This is a genomic window from Shewanella sp. 4t3-1-2LB (assembly GCF_017368415.1).
Lineage (GTDB): Bacteria > Pseudomonadota > Gammaproteobacteria > Enterobacterales > Shewanellaceae > Shewanella > Shewanella fodinae.
This window is the reverse complement of sequence record NZ_JAFNJD010000032.1, coordinates 23,285-42,153: the sequence shown is the minus strand read 5'-3', so window position 1 is coordinate 42,153 and position 18,869 is coordinate 23,285. Positions and strand designations below refer to the sequence as shown.

The window sequence follows — 18,869 nt, the reverse complement described above, 5'->3', positions numbered from 1 at the left end:
CACTGATGGCAGCTTATTAATTCAGTGATTTGCTAATTCTATAGCTGAATAAATTGAAATTTTCTTACAAGACACATCATCCCTCCGTTAAAAAATGTGCGCAAGATCAATTTTATTCGGTCATTAGGGCAAGTTTTTATATCGATATAGCTGTGAATTCTATTAAGGCATAAAAAAAGCCCTTCAAATGAAGGGCCGGAATGAACTTCTCATAGATTGAGAAACTCAGGGTTCAGGACCCGCAGTAGCGACCAGGTTTGTGGTTGACTGCGAGCACAAAATTGGTGACCACGGCGCCAAACACTGACAATGCCAGCAGCCATGGACTGATAATAAAAAAAGAGGCAATCACAATGGCACAATCCAGAACCATCTGTAACTTACCGGCGCGGATATTGAATTTATCCTGCATATACAGGGCAAAAATATTAAATCCGCCGAGACTGGATTTATGCCTAAACATAATCAGCAGTCCCATCCCCAACAATAAGCCGCCCACTAGCGACGCATACAGTGTGTTGAGTTGCGTGAACCCCAGCACCACGTCTAGGTGATCACTCATGACCGATACCACGACAATCGAGATAAAGGTCTTTAACGTAAAACTCCGCCCCATCTTGCGCCACGCCAGCCAGAAAAATGGCAAGTTCAGTAACACAAACAGTTGCCCAAAAGACAACGGGGTCAGATGAGTCAGCAATAACGACAGACCCGCGGTTCCACCGGTGAGTAAACCCGCCTGACGTAAAAAAAACACGCCAAGTGACACAAAACAGCTGCCAATAAACAGGGCAGTAATATCCTCGAGCAAGGAGTGTTCTCGCTTGGGAGCCGTAACAAATTCCATGAAAATACCAATTATTATAATGACTAATTTTGCACTTTAAGCGCCATTTTAGTCACCATCTCGCATAAAAAGATAGCAACAGCAGAAAACTGTCATCTGCGGTAGTGGCAAAATAATTGAACACAGTTGTAACATTATAGTGCGCTCATGGAAAGTTCATATTTGAGAACAATGAAATCAACAAGTCAACATTTTTTCGCTATAAACCGCATAAACACTTAACATAATTCGTAAACAATACATTCCACATACTGCTTTATTGAATAAAGCACTGCATTTATAACAGGCATCAATGGCTACAGTGGTGTTACTACTGATGCGGTTACGAGAGCGATTTTAAGCCGGGACAACCGCTGCATAAGCACGGTAAAGATAAGCATAAAAATGTTTAACCTTTCAGCAACATTAGTGTCATCTAAATCCCCCAGAATCGGCGCTGACCGACATGATTGTCGGCCCACAATCACAACAGGAAATAACGCGAGGATAGCAATGAAAACCCTACCCCAGGTTCTAGCCGTGCTGACCACGGCTGTCGCAACCGCGTTGGTGAGCACTGCGGCAAACGCTGCCGTTTTGCCCGCTGCACAGACCCAAAGCAACTGGTTTACTGCCGGTGCTGAAGCTGTCGCCGCTAAAGTTGCCGAAGCACGTAAAACCGGTACGGCTAAAAACATCATTTTCTTTGTCGGCGATGGTATGGGAGTATCGACCCTGACCGCCGCACGCATCTATCAGGGACAAGCGGCAGGCAAAAGCGGTGAAGAGAACCGTCTGAGTTTTGAGACTTTTCCCTATAGTGCGCTTTCAAAAACTTATTCGGTAAATCAGCAAACTCCGGACTCAGCGCCGACCATGACCGCCATGATCACTGGCGTAAAAACCGAAGATGGCATGTTATCAGTGTCCTCTGAGTCTATCCGGGGCAACTGTTTATCCAGCAAAGGTAATGAACTGAAAACAGCCCTGGAATTGGCAGAAGATTTGGGCAAATCCACTGGGATTATCTCCACCGCTCGTATCACCCACGCCACCCCTGCGGCAACCTATGCCCATACACCAGAACGCGACTGGGAAGCAGACAGCAATCTGACGGCTGAAGCCGTTGCCAATGGTTGCCACGATATCGCCTACCAGTTGGTAATGGATGCCCCAGGTGACGGTCTGGAAGTCGCCCTTGGCGGTGGCCGCAGTTACTTTCTGCCCAACACAGTGACCGACGGTGAAGGCGCCAAGGGGCGTCGTGTCGATGGTAATGATCTGACAGCCGCCTGGGGTGAAAAATTCCCCCACGCTGCGTATGTCTGGAACAAGGAAGCCTTTGATGCGGTAGATGTTAGCACCACCGACCACCTGCTGGGATTGTTTGAAGCGTCACATATGCAATATGAAGCCGACCGTGCTGACGATACCGCTGGCGAACCGTCTCTGGCCGAAATGACCAGCAAGGCGATTGATATACTTAAGAAAAATGACAAAGGTTATTTCTTGATGGTGGAAGGTGGCCGTATCGACCATGCCCACCATGCCGGTAATGCGGCGCGCGCACTGGCCGATACTGTTGCCTTGTCTGATGCAGTGCAGGCCGCAATGGATAAAGTCGATCTACAGGATACGCTGATCATCGTGTCTGCCGATCACAGCCATACCTTCACCATTGCCGGTTATCCTGCCCGTGGCAATCCAATCCTCGGTTTGGTGCATGAGCCCAATGACGAAACCATCAGCACCTCGCCATCGCTGGCATCAGACGGTCTGCCTTACACCACGCTCGGTTACACCAATGGCCCTGGAGCCAAAACCGGAGCCCGCGAGGATTTGACGGCAATGGATACCACCGATGTGGACTTCTTGCAGCAAGCACAAGTGCCGCTGAGCAGTGAAACCCATGCCGCTGAAGATGTGGCGATTTATGCCGCAGGCCCTGGTGCCTGGCTGTTCCAAGGTAGCGTCGAACAGAACGTCATTTTCCACGTCATGAACCAGGCAGGTGCTCTGGGTGGCAGCAAGTACTGATTTGAGGGATGCAAAGATGAAATTGAAAGCAATTGTGCTCGCCATGATGACCTTGTCGGTATTGACTTTAGCCGGCTGTGGCAGCGATGGCGATAAAGGTGATACGGGTGCTACCGGCCCTGCTGGTAGCGATGGCAGTAATGGTCAAAATGGCACTGATGGTCGTGATTACACCGCGGCCAATGAGTGGTTTATGGCGGGTCAGGCTACGGTTGCCAACGCCAGTAAAAACAGCATTAGCGACCCGGCAGGTAAAGCCAAAAATATCATTCTGTTCGTGGGTGACGGCATGGGTATTTCTACCCTAACCGCCGCGCGCATTTATCAGGGACAGCAACAGGGCAACAGCGGTGAAGAGAATCGCCTGAGCTTTGAAACCTTCCCTTATTCCGGTCTGGTAAAGACTTATTCTGCCAACCAGCAGACACCTGACTCAGCGCCAACCATGACCGCCATCGTCACTGGCGTGAAGACCAAAGATGGCATTATTTCGGTGTCGGATGCCGCAGTACGTGATGAGTGCAGCACCAGCGCCGGTCATGAAGTGATGACCGCGTTGGAACTGGCAGAAATTGCCGGCATGAGTACCGGGATTATTTCTACCGCACGCCTGACCCATGCGACGCCCGCTGCAACCTATTCCCATGCGGTTGAGCGTAACTGGGAAGCTGACAGCGATATGCCACAAGCCGCCTTGGATGCAGGTTGTAAGGATATTGCCTCACAACTTATCGACTTCCCTTATGGGGATGGCCCAGAAGTGGCGATGGGGGGTGGTCGGACTTACTTTATGCCAAATACCGCAACGGATCCTGAATATGGTCGCACCGGTCGCCGTAACGATGGTCGCGATCTGACCGCCGAATGGATCAGCAAATACAGCGATGGTGCTTACGTGTGGAACCGCGCACAGTTTATGAGTGTGGATACTAGCAGCGTCAAACATCTGTTAGGACTGTTCGAAAACAGCCATATGCAGTACGAAGCTGACCGCGTAGATGGCGATGGTGCCGGTGAACCTTCACTGGCAGAGATGACCAGCCGCGCCCTGGAAATGCTGAAGCAGAATGATAAAGGCTATTTCCTGATGGTGGAAGGTGGCCGTATCGATCACGCCCATCATGCCGGTAATGCCGCTCGGGCGCTGGAAGACACAGTGGCGTTGTCAGACGCCGTACGCGTTGCCATGGAAAAAGCCGATAAAGATACACTGATCCTAGTCACCGCTGACCATAGCCATGTGTTCACCATCGCCGGTTATCCGGTCCGCGGAAACCCGATTCTGGGATTGGTACGTGGGGTTAATGAAAGTGGTGAACCAGCAACCACTTACAGCACCGATAGCAATGGCATGCCTTACACTACACTGGGTTATGCCAACGGTCCTGGCTTTGGTTTTGGTAACGATCCGGTCAACACCGACAACCACCGTCCCGATCTGAACCTGTATAACGTCACCGATGTGGACTATCGCCAAGAAGCCACCGTGCCACTAGGCAGTGAAACCCATGCCGGTGAAGACGTTGCCGTTTATGCTACCGGCCCTGGTGCCCAGCTGGTTACCGGTTCGGTGGAACAGAATATGTTGTTCCATGTGATGAACTACGCGGCCAATCTGGTAGGTCGTGCGGAAGCGGCACAGACACAAAACTGATGCCTCAGTAACGGAACAGCGGCGGCCAGTCGCTGTTCCTTTTATTCTTTGGAGTCTTATCATGAAATTGCTTCCGATGCTGTTATTACTGCTGCCTACCGCCGCCAGTGCCGTGGATTTTTGCCCTAATAGCATGCCAACCCAAAACTGGGGCATACAGTATCAGCTCAGTGGCGCACACCAGGGCACTTTGCTGTTGCTGCGCCAGCAGGCGCAGACCGCCTTCTACAATCCGCAGAACCAAGTGGCCGAGTGGTGGCGCTTTGATAATCCGCAGCATCCACAGTTCAGTCGGGTATTTGGCGAAGCCAAACGCCGTATTGACTATTACATGGGTGATTTGAGGACACTGGGAGTACAGGTGTCACAGGCAGAGATTGAAAGCTTTGCAGCGAACCATCTACGCCAAGCACTGACGAAAGTCCCGCAGTCTGACTGTGCTGAGGCCGAAGCCTACGAAGGTGACTACCATCAGGTGCATTACCGCATGTTGTGGAGCACCGCCCTGCAACTTCCCCTGACCTTGGAAACCACAGTGCAAGGTAAAGTCAGCCGTTGGCAGGCACAACAATTTGTAAATAGTGCCGACGTGACAGGCCACTTTCAGCAATGGCAAGCTTATAAACGCACCGATTTTGCCGATGTTGGTGATAATGAACAGGATCCGTTCCTAGCAAAGATGATCAATCAGGGCTTTGTCGAACATAGCGAGCACGCGGCCTATGACAGTCGCGGTAATCCGCTGGGTAACCATAGTCATTGACACAACAAAGTAAGCCGATGAATTAACATCGGCTTACTCCATTTATAACTTCTCAGAAATGGTAGGTAACTGAGGCGTAAACTCGACGGTGATCCCCCGGAAATAATCCGGTACGGTTAATCAGGCCACTGACCGCGTATTCTTTATCAAACAGATTTTTGATGTTGAGCTGGAATTGCCAGTTCTGCCAGTGACTCTGCCATGAGGCATCAAACACTGTATAAGGCTTGATGCGCCCACCTTCTTGATCAAACTGCTCACTGACATAATCGGCACCAAAGGCAATGGCGGAATTGATCGCGGCAATATCGTAACGGCTCCACAGCCCTAACTGATGGCGCGGCGCGTTGGCAAAGCGATCACCATAAGCGCGGCTGATCCCACTGGTGGCTTCTTTCACTACGGTATCGTTGTAGGCGTAGCTCAGATTCAGTACCCAGTGCTCAGTCAGATCCCCCAGTACATCGAGTTCTACGCCACGGCTACGGACCTTGCCCAGCGCTTGCAGCTTGTCAGTATCGAGCGGATCCGTCTGCAGAATATTTTCCCGCACGATGTGATAGGCCGCGAGGTTGATATTTATCGCATTATCAAACCAGAAGCTCCGAACACCCGCTTCCGCTAACTTGCTTTCCTCAGGATCAAATGGGCCGCCCTTGCTGCTCAGTTGGCTGGCGGCATCTTGCGGTACAAAGCCCGTGGCCCAAGTCGCATACGGATGCAGATGTTCATTGATTTTGTAGGTACTGCCGATACGATAACTGAAACCGCTGTCATCGTAGTCATCTCGGCTGGCGCTGATATTGTCGATAACTTTGTCATCAAAACCGTCCAGACGTACCCCGGCCAGCACATCCCAGTCATCGGTAATACGCCATTGATCCTGCAGATACAGACCATAACGCAGCGCAGTGGTGTCAGAATCTGTGTTCAGCTTTTGCTGATAATTAGCAACGTCAGTTACCCCATATTGCGGGTCGGTGTAGCTCAGCCCGAGTACGCCACCTGACGCCGTGGCACGCAGGTAATAAAACCCTTCTTTCTGCCGGAAAAAATCGCCCCCGAGCAACACGGTATGTTGTCCTAACTCTGCCACCAAGTTACCGGTCACAGAACCGGCCTTGGTATCTCGCGTCTGATTGCGATACTGCCGCGCAGCCCAGTCGGCAACGCCGTCGCCATCGGTATCATCCATGCTGATAGGCTCGTGATATTTCTGTACTTCAGTATTTTCGAAATAACGCAGTGTCACATTGGTGCTGAGCCAACTGTTGATGTCCTGATCCAGTCGTGCTTGATAGACGGTGGCATCCAGCCGCTGAAAATCAGATTTTTCGTTACTATTCCAACGGGTACTAGCGAGAAAATTGCCCATTTTATCTGCCGGAATGCCACGCAACCGGGCGCCGCCGTAATTCTGTTTCACATCGGTCAGTTGCAGCGTCAGCGTGGTGCTGTCACCCAAGTCAAACGCATAGCCAGTATCAATGATGCGGTTACGCACATCGGTGTTGTAACGGTAGGGATTTTCGTGATCCTGATAAATGCCCAATCGATAACGTTGGTCACCACTATCGGTCACTGGCCCGGTCAATTCGACACTGCCACTGGTAAAATCATCATTGCCTAAGCCCAGCTTGATGCTGTTATTGTGCTGATATGCCGGTTTCTTGGTGACATAGTTGATCAAGCCACCGGGAGAACCAGCGCCATAAATAGCGCCACTTGGCCCTTTAAGCACTTGTACCTGCTGAATATTGAATAGCTGCGGAATAGCAAAACCGTTGAATGGATCACCGCGCACACCATCATAGAGGATTTCGTCCTGATGAAAGCCGCGGAACGTGACCGCCGAGTAGGCATATTGGCTAACGCCACTGATAGAACGGTATAAATCGGTGACTTCAAGTGCCGCCTGATCTTCAATCAACGTTTCTGGCAAAATTTGGATTGACTGCGGTGTGCGTTCAATCGGGGTGTTGGTACGGGTCGCCAGAGAACCATCATCCGCACGGTATAAAGACTGTGCTCGGCCAGTGACCGTCATGCGCTCAATATTAGTATTAGGAGTGGCCGCGGAGGTCGTCTCCTCTGCCACACCAGGAATAGCATATAACGCACTGAGTACAGCAATAGAAATCAGTGAAGGAGGCTGCATTTGACACCTTAAGCAACAGCAGGAATTGAAATTTTTCGAGATCGTAAATGATAGTAGTTATCATTTCAATTAATATATGCGATTTATCAATTCTATCTGGTTAAGTTGTGAACAACGCCTAACACTCAATAAAAACTATTGCTGTGGCGGGGACTTGAGATAACGTGCGCAAAAGATGTCTGCCGCTACCGGACGGGAAAACAGGTAGCCTTGGTAAAAGTCACAGTGAAGATTACGCAAATAGGCTTTTTCATCAACAGTTTCTATGCCCTCTGCCACGGTCTTCAGACCCATGGTGATACTGAGCGAAACAATGGCGCTGACAATTCCCTGTTTCTTGCGGTTATGGGTGATATCGCTGACAAATGCTTTATCAATTTTCAACGTATCGATAGGAAAATCATATAGATAAGCAAGACTCGAATACCCAGTACCAAAATCATCGATGGAGATACTTACCCCCACCTGCTTCAATGCCCGTAACGTGCTAACGGTATAGTCTAGGTCGCCCATCGCCACCCGCTCGGTGACCTCCAGTTCCAGCAACTCTGCGGGCACCTGATAGCGCTCCAACAGATAAATCACTTCATCCACAAACTGCGGCCGCTGAAACATAGGCAGTGACAGGTTAAGGGCGATTGGCAGCGGCGCAATCCCCGCTTGGATCCAGTCACTAAGTTGACGAATCACCGCTTCCAGCACCCAGCGATCGATCATGACTATCTGCCCAGATTCTTCTGCCAGGGGAATGAAATTTCCCGGCGCTAACTCGCCGCGGGTTGGGTGATGCCAGCGGACCAATGCTTCAGCCCCAATCAAGGTGTCATCCTGAATATTAACCTTGGGCTGAAAATGCAAGCACAGCTCGTCATTATCGATTGCCAGCGCGAGATCATGTTTGAGGTTGAGTTTTTCCAGCGCGTCCGTCTGCATGTCGGCGGAGAAAAAGGCATAAGTGCCCCGCCCGACACCTTTAGCGCGATACATTGCGGCATCAGCGCTACCTACCAGTTGATCTATGGTCAGGCCATCGGTTGGGGAAATAGCAATACCGATGCTGCAGCCAATATTGATCACCTTACCGCCTATGGTAAACGTCTTACTGACAGAGGCAATCAATTGCTGAGCCAGTTCTATGGTACCGACACTGTCATACGGCGTTAACAGCAAGAATTCATCACCACTAAAACGGAACAAGGTGTCATCCAAATCAATCTGCTGTTGCAAACGGCTAGAGACGGCCTTTAGCACCTCGTCACCAAATTGGTGCCCCATGGCATCATTTACATGTTTAAAATCATCTAGATCAATAAACATAACGGCCAGCGAACGCCGCTGTTTTTCGGCTTGGTTACTGCTTTTGAAAAATACCTCGTTGAGTTTATTGCGATTGGGTAACCCTGTGAGTGTGTCAAAATTTGCCAAACGCCGGGCATATTCTTCCGCTTGCTGCTGACGGGTAACATCTTCCATCACCGCAATCAGATGTTTCACCTCACCACGTTGGTCTGTCACGGTAGAAATGGTGCCGCGCTGCACATATAACTCACCATTTTTACGTTTATTACAAAACTCACCAGACCAACTGCCTTTGTCCAATAAGGTTTGCCACATCTCAGTGTAAAATTCGTCAGATTGTTTGTTGGATTTAAGGATCCGCGGATTATGCCCAAGCACTTCCTCGGCCGAGTATCCGGTGATCCGGCAGAAAGACGGATTGACATTGATCATGTTGCCTTGAGGATCGGTGATGACGATCGATTCCTGACTGTACTCAAACGCCTCATACCCGAGTTTCAGCTTGATATGATCATCCAAAGAGGTCAGAGCAAAGCTGAGGTCTTTTACCAAATCCTCAAACAACCGGTGCATATCTTCATCAAAGATAAAACCTTTGTTGTCGAAGACGGTGAGTACGCCATGAATATGACCAGAGCGGTAAATAGGAAAAGATACCCTAGTGTCGTAATGGCAACTTCTGTCACAGCCAGAGCAACAGCCGCTATGTTGAAACGCCTTATAACCATGGCTTTCGGAAATCCGGCTTAAATCCACTGGGAAAGCCCCACCGTCGTGAGCGCAATCATGTTCCGGAAACACATAACGCCAGGCAACTTTGTAGGTGTGAGGAGCCTCAGGACGACCAATATAAGGGGCAAAAACACTGATACAGGCCTGCTCTAAACCTATATCTTCCGTGATGATGCGGCAGACTTTGCTGAAAATTTCCCGCTCACTGCTGTCAAAGCCGATAAGGTTCTGATTAATGCTACTGAGCACTTCAAACATTTGTCGGCTGCGGCGACTTTTGTTAAATGCCACGTTTTTTTCATTTATTAACATGCAGACAGCAAGTTTGACACTAACGACCACTAAGATGAAAAAAGTAAGCAAAACCAAATCGTTGAGGCGCTGATGGATATCATTGTCAGCGCTATTGAATTGCAGTGAGCGCAGCGCGAGTACACCAACACAACAGAGCACTAGGCTATTAAACCTGATAGAAAAACTGACAGCATAAAGCACCAGCATAGACATCAGTAACAACAACTGCAGGGAGATTTTATGCTCGCTGAAAGGGAAATGAGTCACCATCCATTCGGTCACCGCCAACGTCAGTAACCAATAAAACAGTAAAAGTAGTGGTGAACTCTGTTTTGCAAACCGATTACGCGGTAATAGCACACCATAAATAAGCAGTGGGCTAAACAATAATGCTGACAGTCCGAGGTTACAAAACCATCGGAACCAGCGCGGGGAAAATTCATCGAAGTTGCTATAAGGCAGCAAGGCGGGCAAACAACTACATAATAATGCGGGTAAAGTAACGCCGATAAACAGCAGCTTTAACATTCCATCAAAGCTGGCAAAGTCTACTTTTTTTAGAAAAAACAGTGACAACAACCAAGCACCTAGCAGGCCTTGTATCACCACGGTCATTGACTGAAGTATGGCGCTGGGCAGCGTCTCATGATAGTAAATGATATTGGCGGCAATGCTTAACAGCAATATCCCGGTAACAATCCATAGATCTGCTATAAAAGGTTTAGGATTTATGCTTCTTAACCCCAAAACCAAAGCACCAGCAGCATCCAGATGCACCAGAGAATATGGCTGCTGAAACAGCAGACCTAATGTGGCAGTCAACGCCCCATAAACCGCGAGCCAAAAAATACCGGGCAACTGCGTAGTGCGATCACTGAACTCCTTCAGTTGTCCCATCCAATGGCGAATCATCATTCATCCTTAATTTTACGGTGGATTGAGCGATCGAAACTCCTTGCGATGACAGCTACTCTATTCTCCACCCTACAGATAAAAAATTCTATTTACTTGAATAAACATAATTTATTTTAAGAATTCAAACAGCAGCCTAGCACGGGCATTGAATATTCGCCACGGATAATATTCGCGTTAAGACGGCTGTCATAGATTTGTCGTTTTTTCAGGGCGAGGCAGTGTTTTCCTCAATCACGATTGGCATATTAGGTGGCTAAATCTAAGAATTTTAGGTGTCCTGACCGTATAACTGTTTGCCAATATCAGCATCATCGCAACTTTAAATATGCAACTAAGCTCACATTCAGTTACCTTGACAGTAGTCGCTATTTTAATAACATACCGTTATATAAAATAGTATATAACGAAGTTACTTCGAGATTGACAGAATTTATGGATGTTACGCGTCGCTCATTAATGCAAGGACTGGCAGGCTGTGGGCTCTTAGCAGCATTTCCATCGCTGGCAAGAGCAGAATCGCCGTTGTTATTGCCGTTTGGCAAGATGCCAATGCCAGGTAATATACGCCAAGTGCTGAGTGCCGGAGCCCCAGCAGATATGTTGCTTCTGGCGTTAGCACCACAGCTGCTGTTGGGTTTCTCCAGCTTTGACTTGCGACAAGGCGCGCAATGGTTGAGCCCGTCAGTCACACAGTTGCCAAAGCTTGGGCGTCTTGCCGGACGCGCCAGTACCCTATCATTGGAGCAACTTTTGGCGCTCAAGCCCGATCTGATTATTGATTGCGGAGATATCAGCGATACCTTCCGCTCGCTGGCACAGCGGACGGTCACACAAACCAATACTCCGTATCTTCTCGTCAGTGGCAAACTGACGGACTCGCCCGCACAATTAAAACAAACTGGCGCAGTACTTGGCGTTGATTCCCAAGCAGCACAACTGGCAGCAACTGCCGAACAAATTCTCGGTGATGCCCGCACCTTTGCCGCCAGTACTGGCAAAAATCTTAGCTTTTACGCTGCACGGGGAGCCAGAGGACTGGAAACCGGAGTCACTGGTTCACTCCACACGGAAGCAATAGAACTACTGGGTTTGCGTAATGTGGTCAGCGACACAGATCGTAAAGGACTGGCACAGGTTTCACTGGAGCAAATACTCCTGTGGCAACCCGATTTGATCATTACTCAGGATGAGGCCACCTGGCAACATATTACCCAATCGCCGCAATGGCGAGGGATTACTGCGGTGAAACAGCAGCAGGTATTGTTATATCGGCGCTTTCCGTTTGGCTGGCTCGATGCGCCGCCAGGCGTTAATCGCCTGTTGGGCGTGAGAAGATTACAGGCGCATCTTGATAGCGGTCTGCGCTCTGCGTTTAAAGCGGAAATGCAGCAGTTTTTCCAGCAATTTTTTCACAGCACACTCAGTGATGATGACTACCGCACTTTGGTACCGACGATATGAAGTGCGTTCCCGTCACGGCCATAATTGGCTTATTGCTGCTCTCTGGCATGATATTGGCCCTAAGTGCTGGCAAATACCCGTTGGGTTTAAGCGATATTAGTCAGTTGCTGACAGGTAACCCCCCTCACGATCCGCGTTTGTCGATCGTCTTCTGGCAGATCCGGATGCCAAGAATGCTGGCGGCATTGCTGATCGGAGCCGGTTTAGCTGCGGCCGGTACCACTTATCAGGGCATGTTCCGCAATCCTTTGGTATCGCCAGATATTCTTGGCGTTTCTGCCGGTGCCGGTATGGGCGCGAGTGTGGCGATACTACTGGGATTATCCATGCTGTATATTCAGGGGTTAGCGTTTGTCGGAGGACTGTTGGTCGTCGCACTAGTATGTGTTATCGCCCGTTTCACCCGGCGTCAGGACCCAGTGCTGTCACTGGTATTAATTGGTATCGCCATCGGCACGCTTTTCGGTGCCATGATCTCGCTGATTAAAGTGCTGGCGGATCCTTATACCGAGTTGCCATCCATCACCTTTTGGTTGCTGGGGGGGCTCAATACCATCACCATCAATGACTTACAAGTTGCCGCCCCCTTGACATTACTGGGCTTACTGCCACTTTGGTTGTTACGCTGGCGTATGAACTTGCTGAGTCTGCCTGATGAGGAAGCAAGTGCTATGGGCGTCAATGTTACCCGTCTGCGGGTGATATTTATTGTCAGCGCAACACTGGTAACCGCCAGTGCAGTAGCCATTGCAGGCATCATTGGCTGGGTCGGGTTGGTGGTGCCGCATATTTGCCGCATCATCACTGGCGCCAATAATCGGCAACTGTTGCCGATGTCGATGGCAGTGGGCGCGATTCTGTTACTGGTAACCGATACCTTGGCGCGCACCGTCAGTTCGGTAGAACTGCCGCTAGGCATACTCACTGCGATGATCGGTGCCCCTTTCTTCCTCTTGCTATTAATGCGGAGGGAGCGGCTGTGACTCTGGTGCAATTTGCCAATACCGCTATCGGCTATCCGCAACACCCAGTATTGCAGCAGATCTCTTTTAATATTGAAGCGGGAGAGGTCTGTTGTCTGCTCGGTGCCAATGGCTGTGGTAAAACCACCTTAATCCGCAGCTTGTTGGGTCGGTTAACGCTGCAGGGAGGTAACATCCTGTTGCAACGCCGACCTATCCGTGACTGGCGTGCTCACGAACTGGCGAAATGGATGGCCTATGTTCCCCAGGCACATGATAGCCCGTTTGCTTTCAGCGTACTGGATATGGTGTTGATGGGACGAAGCATCCATTTAAAAACGTTCTCCTCGCCATCAGCAAAAGATCGGCAACAGGCACTGGAACTGTTGGAAAACATGGGAATTGCGCATCTGGCTACCAGACAATATCCCTCCCTCAGCGGTGGCGAGCGGCAACTGGTGCTAATCACTAGGGCATTGATCCAACAGCCCAAATTATTGGTTATGGATGAACCTGCAGCCAGTTTGGATTTCGGCCGTCAGATCACCCTGCTGAAGAAAATCCGTCAGTTGAAAAGTGAAGGTATGACGTTGTTGATGTCTACGCATCACCCGCTTCATGCCCGAGCTATCGCGGACCGGGTGGTGTTGCTGTCCCCGTTAGGGGCACAACAAGGCAGTGCTGCGGCCATGCTCACAGGACAGAAGCTGGCAGCGCTCTATGATGTGCAAGAAGCCGATATCAGACATCATCTGGGAATCGAAATTTAAGTGTATGAGGAATCAGTAAATGGTACTGGACGAGTTAGACTTTGCCGAGCTTTACCGGCAACAGATGCAACAGGCCGGGCGCAGCACGAAAGCGCCGGAGCACTGGGATGCCCGCGCAGAAAAAATGGCCGAAGTATGCGCTAACCCACAAGATCCCTATCTGCTGCAACTACAACAGAAAATGTCACTGCAGGGAGCTAGTACACTGCTGGATATGGGCTGTGGCCCAGGCTCTGTATGCCTCAATCTGGCGGCATCACTAACTCAAGTTTATGGCGTTGATTACAGCCGTGGCATGCTGGAAGTCGCAGGCAGACGCGCACAAGGTTTAGGGTTGCATAATGTCACTTTGATCAATAAATCTTGGGAAGATGATTGGTCTGATATTCCTGAATGCGATCTCGCTGTCGCGTCTCGCTCTACGCTGGTGGCCGATCTGCGTCAGGCGCTCATCAAACTGAATAACAAGGCTCGTCTGCGCATTTACACCACCCATACGGTAGCCACATCTTTTGTAGATGTCGCCGTCCAGCGCGCCATTGGTCGCCCGGTAGTGGAGTTGCCTAATTATATTTTCGCCGTGAATATTCTATATCAGCTGGGCATTAACCCTAAAGTTGATTATATCCGAGGACCAAACTGCCAGAACAAGACTGATACATTTGAACAGTTCTCAGAGTCAGTCAGTTGGTCGTTGGGGGCATTGGATGACGTTGAACAGCAACGTCTGTTTGATTTTTATCAACAAAAACGTCGGTTGGGTGAGACTATCGTCCCGCCATCCAGAGATTGGGCACTGGTGTATTGGGACAAAACCACAACACTGTAATCCGACTAATACCAGGCTTGCCGCTGGGCCCACATCCGGCAAGCCACAGTAAAGTGATAACGGCAATAACCCTCAATTGCCGTAATGATAACCACCGCCTTTCAGATGTCTGACGGGCAGCTTTTACTGCCATTTTTTGGCATAGACATCGTTATATAGTTAATTATATATCGATATTGAGGTTCATTATGAAATTTAACAAGCTCTCATTATTTATTTGCTTCGTCATCAGTGGCCAGCAATATGCCATCGCGGATGATAGCAGCACTGAACGCCTGACCATATGGGGCAGTCAAGTTGCCGATACCAGCACCCGCATTGATCAACAAACACTTGAGCAATTGGGAAAGACCAATGTCGCCCAAGCGTTAAGTGTTATTCCAGGGGTGTCTTTGCAAAAATCTGGCAGTCGCAACGAATTACAGGTCAGAGTTCGCGGCTTTGACAGTCGTCAGGTGCCGGTATTTTATGATGGTATCCCAGTTTACGTTCCTTATGATGGCAACCTAGATCTCGGACGCTTCCTGTCCTCAAATTTGGACTCGGTAGAGGTTTCCAAGGGATACACCTCATTGTTACAAGGGCCAAACCAGATGGGGGGTGCTATCAACCTCACTACCCATAAACCACAAGAGCCATTTGAAGCCAGTGCTGCTTTTCGTCAAGGATTCACTCGTAATAAGAGCAATGCCTATGATGCCAATCTGTCACTCGGCATGCGCAGTGAGCTTGGCTACCTGCAGTTCACCGGGAGCCGCCTGAAACAGGATTATCTGGGATTACCTTATGGCACAGATAATCAGGTCGCCGGCAGTGACGGCAAAATGATCAACTCCGAAGCTGATGACAAGCGTGGCATTATCAAGTTAGGGATCACGCCTAATAGTACCGATGAATACACTTTTACCTACATCAAACAGGATGGCGAAAAGCAAAATCCACCTTATGCTGGTAACAGTGGGCAGAAAGCACGTTACTGGCAATGGCCTGATTATAATAAGGAAAGTTACTACTATCAGGGGTTTACTCGGTTAAATGACATTTTCACGCTAAAAAGTCGTGTTTATCATGATGTCTTTACCAACACACTGATGATGTACAACTCGCTATCGGCGCTGCAACAGAAAAACGGCTTCTACAGCCGTTATGACGACTTCAGTAACGGTGCTGGCCTGCAACTCAGCGCCGATTTGCGGCAGCGTGATCAACTGTCCTTTGCCGCACATTGGAAAGAAGATGTACACCGTGAAAAAGACGCGCCTGACGGCCTTTATGACCGCTACAAAGATCGCACTATCTCCCTGGCATCCGAGTATCAATGGGCCATCTCTGAACAATTTGATGCAGTTGCTGGCATCAGCTATGACAAACGCGAAAGCTTGGAAGGGATGCAGCATGAGGACGACGGCAGCATCACCCAATATGACGATAACGATCAACACGCCTTTAACTGGCAGGCATTGTTGAAATACCATGTCAACGACACGGATTCACTGGCATTTTCCTTCTCTGATCGTAGCCGCTTCCCGACACTAAAAGAACGCTATACCACCTCTAAACCAGCGACAGGCCAAGTGGCACTCGTAAACCCGCAGCTAAAACCAGAACGGGCACGCACACTTGATATCACTTACAGTGGTCTTATCAATACGCAATGGAGCTACGAAGCCAGCGCCTATTACAACCGCGTAGATGATGCCATTCTTGCCATCAATATTGACGCCAATACCCTGCAGAATCGCAATAGTGGTCAGGTTGATTACAGCGGAATCGATCTCGGATTAAAAGGTAAGATCCTGGATATTGCCGAATTGGGTCTGAGCTATAGCTACACGCACACCGACGTAAAACGTGAAGAAATTGGGGAAATCACCGGTTTACCTAAACAGATGGCGAATGCTTGGGTCAAAGTCACCCCTTGGGCACCATTAAGCCTGACATTGTCCGAAGAAGTCCGTGACTCCAGTTACAGCAATAGCGATGGCTCGCAGATTGCTGCCGGATTCGCTCTCACTAATCTACGTGCTGACTATCAGCTATTTAAAGAGCTCAGCCTGAATGCCTCCGTTAACAACCTGTTTGATCGCAGTTATGAATACTCCGAAGGCTTTATCGAGCAGGGTCGAAATTTCTGGTTGGGACTCGAATATCGAATGTAAAAAATACCGGTTGTAGCACAGCAGCCAGTTACCTCGTCTGTTCATCTGTGCCAGCAAAAGCCGGTGATTACTGGTCATAATCACCGGCTTTTTTATATTTACCGCCAACAATTGCAGCTCGGCAAAATGTTCAGCAATACTGGTCAACCTATACATTTAGCCTAGCAACAATGCCTCATGATGCCAGCGACTATTGGTTAGAGGCCCAGATCTAAATGTGGTGATTCGCCGCCAGTGTCATCTTATGGTGCAGGAAACTGTTCCCGACTATCTGAAACTGTTAATAATTCATTAATACTTTTCCGTCACCATAGCCGTATTCAAAAGTAGTCGGAACTCCTAACCTTGATGAGTAACCGCCTAATTGACCAAACGTACCTAACGCCACGGATATTTCTCGGTGTAACTTATCTGGCGGCATTACTTCTGGTTTCGTTGCACTTGTGGCTGCGACCACTCATGCCAGTGGATGAAACCCGCTATGTCTCGGTTGCCTGGGAAATGTGGCGCGATCATAACTGGCTAGTACCACATCAGAATGGTGAAACTTATGCCCATAAGCCGCCATTACTGTTTTGGTTAATTAACCTGTTTTGGACGGTTTTCGGTGTAAGTGAATGGTCCGCGCGTCTTTCTGTGCCGCTGTTTTCCTGCCTCAATTTCGGCTTGGTCTATATGTTAGCTAAGAAGTACTTCCCTCAGTCTGATGCTGCGGCTAGGTACGCGCCTGTATTGCTATTAGCATTAGCGGGTTGGAATTTTTATCTGCCGACAGTCATGTTTGACTTGGTGCTGAGCGTCTTTGTGTTGCTGTGGCTACTGAGCTGTTTGGGTTTCAGTGACACAGGTAACCGACGCTTTATTGCCCTTGGTGCGCTGGCTGTCGGTCTGGGATTGCTGACTAAAGGGCCTGTTATGCTGCTTTACGCGATCCCGTTTATGCTGTTGCGTCCTTGGTGGCAACATAACAACAGCATCAGTAACGGCAGGTTTTTCCGTGGTAGCTCTATCGCCATATGCATGGGACTGTTGCTTCTGGCGTGCTGGCTATTACCGGCGGTAATAGCTGGCGGCGGAGCTTACGAAAAGGAGCTCATTTGGAAGCAAACTGCTGGACGCTTAGTTGCCGCATTTGCTCACGCTCGGCCTTTTTACTGGTATGTATATCTTTTACCTGCGTTGTTACTACCACTACCGCTACTCAGTGGCATCTGGCGCAGTCAAATATGCCGTTTTCAGAATAACCGTGATAAAGCCTTAGTACTTTACGTCACTATCATTCTGCTGAGTTTCAGTCTGATCAGCGGTAAACAGCTCCACTATCTATGCCCGCTGATGCCGGTAATTGCGTTGTATGTTGCCGCTGGCGTCAAGCCAGAAAATTTCGGACGCAGCTATGTGCTGACCGCGCTCTGCATGGTTGTCGTATTGTTAATCGGCTCGTTGCCATTGTGGGCTGACAAGGTGTTCAAAAACCTGCACGACCCCAAAATTGCCTTGTGGGCGATATTATTGCCCATAGTGCTGCTAGCACTGTCGCGGTGGCGATTCAAACAAGTCAGTTTGAATCCGTTGGTACAATTTCTGATATTTCCGCTGTTAATGACCAGCGTGCTTTTGGCCGTGAAACAGCCGTTACATGAGGCATACGATGTGACCGATGCGGCACGGCAAGTACGGCTATTACAACAGAAAGGAAACACGCTGGCATTCTGGGACAAATACGACAACCAGTTCCAGTTTGCCGGTCGATTACAGCAACCGATTGTGGAACTGCAGGATACCGACATAAATCAGCGCGTTGACTGGCTCAAGCAGCATCCGCAGGCAATAGTGATCTACCCGGTCAAGCGACCTGCCGAGGTTATGCGCAAGCAGGCGCTTTTTAGCCAACCGTATCGTGGACGGGTATTGTTGCTGATTAAGGCTACAGATTTTATCGCTTTAATGCCTACCGCCCACTAGCTTACACAGGATGAAAAAGCGGCATTGGTGAATGCCGCTTTTGTC

General features: G+C 49.3%; 12 protein-coding genes. 9 read left to right on the top strand and 3 right to left on the bottom strand.

The window, feature by feature from the left end:
- Positions 1-232: 232 nt before the first annotated feature.
- Entirely contained in the window at positions 233-847 is a 615-nt protein-coding gene (locus tag J3L11_RS12565) for a YitT family protein (RefSeq protein WP_207571204.1), read from the bottom strand.
- Positions 848-1,339: 492 nt separating this feature from the next.
- Between J3L11_RS12565 and J3L11_RS12560 the strand changes: the two genes are divergently transcribed.
- The 3 genes from J3L11_RS12560 to J3L11_RS12550 all read left to right on the top strand — a co-directional run bounded on the left by J3L11_RS12560 (position 1,340) and on the right by J3L11_RS12550 (position 5,280).
- Complete coding sequence (locus tag J3L11_RS12560) at positions 1,340-2,863, top strand: alkaline phosphatase (RefSeq protein WP_207571203.1); 1,524 nt, start codon at positions 1,340-1,342, stop codon at positions 2,861-2,863.
- Positions 2,864-2,879: 16 nt separating this feature from the next.
- The gene (locus J3L11_RS12555) at positions 2,880-4,517 is read left to right on the top strand and encodes an alkaline phosphatase (protein WP_207571202.1); all 1,638 of its coding nucleotides are present in this window, start codon (positions 2,880-2,882) and stop codon (positions 4,515-4,517) included.
- Between the two features lie 61 nt (positions 4,518-4,578).
- Positions 4,579-5,280: a hypothetical protein gene (locus J3L11_RS12550; RefSeq protein ID WP_189616961.1), complete on the top strand. Its 702-nt coding sequence runs from the start codon at positions 4,579-4,581 to the stop codon at positions 5,278-5,280.
- A 52-nt stretch (positions 5,281-5,332) separates the two neighbouring features.
- Here the strand turns inward: J3L11_RS12550 and J3L11_RS12545 are convergent, their stop codons facing one another.
- On the bottom strand, positions 5,333-7,438 hold the full coding sequence (locus J3L11_RS12545) for a TonB-dependent receptor (protein ID WP_207571201.1): 2,106 nt from the start codon (positions 7,436-7,438) through the stop codon (positions 5,333-5,335).
- Positions 7,439-7,573: 135 nt separating this feature from the next.
- Positions 7,574-10,678: an EAL domain-containing protein gene (locus J3L11_RS12540; RefSeq protein ID WP_207571200.1), complete on the bottom strand. Its 3,105-nt coding sequence runs from the start codon at positions 10,676-10,678 to the stop codon at positions 7,574-7,576.
- A 432-nt stretch (positions 10,679-11,110) separates the two neighbouring features.
- Between J3L11_RS12540 and J3L11_RS12535 the strand changes: the two genes are divergently transcribed.
- From J3L11_RS12535 to J3L11_RS12510, 6 genes are all read left to right on the top strand, one after another.
- Positions 11,111-12,139 carry an ABC transporter substrate-binding protein gene (locus tag J3L11_RS12535; RefSeq protein ID WP_207571199.1) on the top strand — a complete coding sequence of 343 codons (1,029 nt, stop codon included), beginning with the start codon at positions 11,111-11,113 and terminating at the stop codon, positions 12,137-12,139.
- Positions 12,136-13,122, top strand: coding sequence for an iron ABC transporter permease (locus tag J3L11_RS12530; RefSeq protein ID WP_242695231.1), 987 nt, complete (start codon positions 12,136-12,138; stop codon positions 13,120-13,122). Before J3L11_RS12535 ends, J3L11_RS12530 begins: the two co-directional genes overlap by 4 nt.
- On the top strand, positions 13,119-13,871 hold the full coding sequence (locus tag J3L11_RS12525; protein ID WP_189616956.1) for an ABC transporter ATP-binding protein: 753 nt from the start codon (positions 13,119-13,121) through the stop codon (positions 13,869-13,871). The genes J3L11_RS12530 and J3L11_RS12525 overlap by 4 nt, the downstream gene beginning before the upstream one ends.
- Positions 13,872-13,890: 19 nt before the next feature.
- Complete coding sequence (locus J3L11_RS12520) at positions 13,891-14,700, top strand: class I SAM-dependent methyltransferase (protein ID WP_189616955.1); 810 nt, start codon at positions 13,891-13,893, stop codon at positions 14,698-14,700.
- Between the two features lie 188 nt (positions 14,701-14,888).
- Positions 14,889-16,859, top strand: a complete 1,971-nt coding sequence (locus J3L11_RS12515; RefSeq protein ID WP_207571198.1) for a TonB-dependent receptor — start codon at positions 14,889-14,891, stop codon at positions 16,857-16,859.
- A 348-nt stretch (positions 16,860-17,207) separates the two neighbouring features.
- A complete protein-coding gene (locus J3L11_RS12510) occupies positions 17,208-18,824 on the top strand; it encodes a glycosyltransferase family 39 protein (RefSeq protein ID WP_207571197.1) in 1,617 nt (538 codons plus the stop codon).
- Positions 18,825-18,869 lie beyond the last annotated feature (45 nt).